Raw genomic sequence first — 3,526 nt, 5'->3', positions numbered from 1 at the left:
TGGTGTCCAGGCCGGTGCCGCACACGGCCGAGTAGGCCAGCAGCGAATCCAGCGTGATCTTCCCCTCCCCCCAGCGGCGGGCCAGCAGCTCGTCCTCGAGCACGGGCAGCATGAGCCCCGAATAGCCGGTCTGCTTTACCGGAATTGCCTTCAGCACGGCGGTTACGGCTGTGGCCGCGGTCAGAGTGCCGCTGGAGCCGAAGGTCGCGCCGGTAAAGGCCTCGATCGCCGCGCCGATGGAGACGTCCTTCAGCGGAGCGGGCGAGGGGTCCAGGCCCGCGTAGCTCCACCCGGAGCGCTTCTCGATGGCGGAGGCGATCTCCTGGATCTTCGAAGCGTGCGTGCTCAGCAGTTGCTGCAGACGCTGGCGCAGGGAGTCCGGCGTGGCCGCTCCCCCTGCCGGCGCGGTAAAGGCCTCCGCCACCACATTGGCCGGCTGCAGCGCCACTGCAAACTGCCGGCCCGAGCCCAGGTGGTAGGACGCCGGATAGAAGGGCGTGAGCGGCGGCACCATGGCCGCTGCGGTGAAGTTGAAATTTCCCTGGCTGTGCGGGGTGCGCTCCGCGAGCGCCTTAATCAGGTGCGCGGTGCCTGCGACCGCATTCCAGTTCACTCCGGTATCGGAGGTGATGCTCACGCTGGCGTTGAGTGTCCTGGTGGAGGCGAGTATCTGCGCGAGCAGATCCACCATTTCGCGATCGGCCGGGCTCCCGACAAACACCGTGCCGATCGAGGCGTCGAAGCCTTCCTTCTGCGCCAGGGCATCGTAGTCGCGGAACAACTCGAGCGCCTGCCGCGGCGAGAGCCCGCGCACATATTCGGGAAATGGCTGCGTGCTGATGCGGATGGTCTGCACCTCGTATCCGCCGCGTTCGAATTCCGCCTTCGCGGCGCGCAGGAAATCCAGCGTCTCTCGGATTTGCTGCTGGTAGTGATCGCGATCGAAGCGCACGAAGGCGGTGATGGCGCGCACCTTCGGCTTTTCAGCGGCGAGCGCGAACGGTACCAGCAGCGTGGCCGCAAGCAGAACCAGAGCGGGCCGGATTCGCACCGTCGAACCTCCTGTAATCCTGCGAGGATTGTACGCGCGTTCGCGGCGGCGACCTCAGGGCTGCGAGAACACGCGCAGGCCGGCGATGCCGGCGACGATCAAGGCGATGCTGGCCAGACGCGGCCAGTCGCGCGGCTCGGAAAACAGCGCAATGCCGAGGATCGCGGTGCCGGCGGCGCCGATTCCCGTCCACACCGCGTACGCGGTCCCGATGGGAAGCGACTTCGCGGCTAGGCTGAGGAGATAAAAGCTGAGAAAACCGACGCCCAGCACAATGCCGCTGGCCAGTGGACGCGTGAATCCCTGTGAGTACTTCAGCGCGATTGCCCACACGATCTCGCAAATACCCGCCGCAATCAGGTGAATCCACGCCATCATTTCCTCATGTTAACCAGAGATTATCCTGAGCTGCTGGACTACGGTAGTCACATCGTTGTCTTGAAACAAGCGGATGGCGGCAATTCCCGCAGCGCCGGCCTGCAGGCAGTCGCGCGCGTTTTTCAGCGTGACGCCGCCGAGCGCCAGCACCGGCATAGCCGAGGTTCCCGGTCCCTCGACGTTGTCCCCAGCCGCCTGCGGCCGGCAGGCGGCGCGCAGCACTTCGAGACCTGCGCCGGCCGAGCCGTGCTTCTCGAATACGGGCGCGAAGAGGGCAAAGTCGGCGCCATGCGCCTCGGCAAGCCGCACCTCGTCCGTGGTATGGCAGGAGACGCCGATCACCGGCGGCACGAAAATTCCGCCCGCGGAGGTTCGACGACCGGCCTGGCTCCAGATTACGCGGGCTTCGCTGGCGGCGATGTCGTCCGAACGCAGGTGGACGCCGTCGGCACCCGCTGCGAGGGCGACGTCGATGCGGGAGTTGATCAGCAGGCGCGTTCGGCTGGAGGCGTCGCGCACGACAGCCACCACTTCCCGCGCCAGCCGCTCCAGCTCCCGCGCGGCCAGGTCGCGTTCGCGCAGTTGGATCCAGTCCACGCCGCAGCGAGCGGCTTCGGCGATCTTGGCCAGCAGGCGGCGACGGCGTCCGCCGTCGTTCCCCGGAAACTGCAAGCGATCGGTGATGTAACACAGAAGCACGCGAGCGTAGACTACGGCAGGGTTGCAGCGGCTGCAAACCCTGCCGCTCCCGACCTATGAGGAAGTTGAGAAAGACGCCAGCGCAACCGGACAGGCCCTGGCGGTGGTAATTCTCTCCAGCATCGCTGCCGGCCTCGGCCAGCGGCATGGATTCGTTATCGCCCTGATCGCGGCGTTGTTAGGTTGGTTCGCGTGGGCATTTCTGATCTATTTCATCGGGACAAAGCTGCTCTTCGAGCCGCAAACACACGCCGATGTCGGCCAACTGCTGCCCACCACGGGCTTTTCCGCCGCTCCCGGCCTGCTGCGAGTGCTGGGCATTATCCCCCTGCTGGGGCCGGTGACCATGCTGTTCATCGCCCTCTGGACGCTGGTAGCCATGATCATCGCCGTGCGCCAGGCGCTGGACTACACGAGCACGTGGCGCGCCATCGGCGTCTCCGTGATCGGCTGGATCGTTTACATGGCCCATCATCGCAGTGCTCGGCTTCAGCTTCCGGCCGATGACCTGATCGGCTCCACGCTGGGGAGGAATCAGCGTGGAACTGTCCAGCCCACCTTCTGACCGCGATTCTGTTCGTCGAGCCAGCGCTTGAGCGGCGCAAAGTACCCCATCAGGGCGCCGCCGTCAATCTGCCGTTCTCCGGTGAGAACCTCCAGCGCCTCTGGCCAGGGACGGCTCTGTCCCATTTGCAACATGGCGTTCAGTTTGGCGCCGGCCTTCTTGCTGCCGTACACCGAGCAGCGGTGAAGGGGGCCGGTGTATCCCGCTGCGCGGCACATGCCGCGATGAAACTGGAACTCCAGCAGGTGCGCCAGGAAATAGCGCGCGTAGGGCACGTTGGCGGGGACGTGGTACTTGGCGCCCGGATCAAAATCCTGCTCGCTGCGCGGTACGGGCGCAGCTACGCCCTGATATTGGTGGCGCAGGTCCCACCATGCCTGGTTGTAGTTGGCGGGCGTGACTTCGCCGGAGAATACCTTCCAGCGCCATTCGTCAATCAGCAGCCCGAAGGGCAGGAACGCGATTTTGTCCAGGCCTTGCTTGAGCAGGAACGCGATCTCCTGATCCTGCGACTCCTGCGGGACCTGCGGCAGCAGGCCGACTTTGTTCAGGTACGTGGGCGTGATGGAGAGTGCCACCGCATCGCCTATGGCTTCGTGAAATCCGTCGTTGGCGCCGTTGCGGAACAGGTAAGGTTGCTGGTTATAGGCGCGCTGGTAGAAGTTGTGGCCCAGTTCGTGATGAATGGTTACGAAGTCCTCATCGCGGACCTGAATGCACATCTTCAGCCGCAAGTCGTTCTTGTTGTCCACATCCCAGGCGCTGGCATGGCAGACCACATCGCGATCGGCGGGCTTGGTGAATAGCGATCGCTCCCAGAAGGTCTTGGGCAG

The 3,526-nt window shown here is 64.9% G+C and carries 5 protein-coding genes; 1 reads left to right on the top strand and 4 read right to left on the bottom strand.

Going from position 1 to position 3,526, the window contains the following annotated elements; all coding sequences use genetic code 11:
* The 3 genes from VFA60_05090 to VFA60_05080 all read right to left on the bottom strand — a co-directional run.
* On the bottom strand, positions 1-1,051 hold a 1,051-nt coding region (locus tag VFA60_05090; GenBank protein HZQ91147.1), incomplete at its 3' end, for a DUF711 family protein.
* Between the two features lie 54 nt (positions 1,052-1,105).
* A complete protein-coding gene (locus VFA60_05085; GenBank protein ID HZQ91146.1) occupies positions 1,106-1,429 on the bottom strand; it encodes a multidrug efflux SMR transporter in 324 nt (107 codons plus the stop codon).
* A 9-nt stretch (positions 1,430-1,438) separates the two neighbouring features.
* Positions 1,439-2,101: a thiamine phosphate synthase gene (locus VFA60_05080; GenBank protein HZQ91145.1), complete on the bottom strand. Its 663-nt coding sequence runs from the start codon at positions 2,099-2,101 to the stop codon at positions 1,439-1,441.
* A gap of 49 nt (positions 2,102-2,150) precedes the next feature.
* Between VFA60_05080 and VFA60_05075 the strand changes: the two genes are divergently transcribed.
* The gene (locus VFA60_05075; GenBank protein ID HZQ91144.1) at positions 2,151-2,693 is read left to right on the top strand and encodes a YIP1 family protein; all 543 of its coding nucleotides are present in this window, start codon (positions 2,151-2,153) and stop codon (positions 2,691-2,693) included.
* On the opposite strand, the gene VFA60_05070 is transcribed toward VFA60_05075, so the two are convergent.
* Positions 2,663-3,526 (bottom strand): M2 family metallopeptidase (locus VFA60_05070; GenBank protein HZQ91143.1); only part of this gene is annotated, 864 nt, incomplete at its 5' end. The two genes, VFA60_05075 and VFA60_05070, sit on opposite strands and share 31 nt — an antisense overlap.

It is taken from the genome of Terriglobales bacterium, assembly GCA_035651995.1.
GTDB lineage: Bacteria > Acidobacteriota > Terriglobia > Terriglobales > Acidobacteriaceae > DASRER01.
The sequence above is the reverse complement of the archived record's forward strand: the minus strand, read 5'-3'. Positions and strand labels throughout refer to the sequence as shown.

Bases quoted from the DNA above. Each gene is read 5' to 3' on its own strand.
- VFA60_05085 (HZQ91146.1), bottom strand. From the start codon at position 1,429: ATGATGGCGTGGATTCACCTGATTGCGGCGGGTATTTGCGAGATCGTG.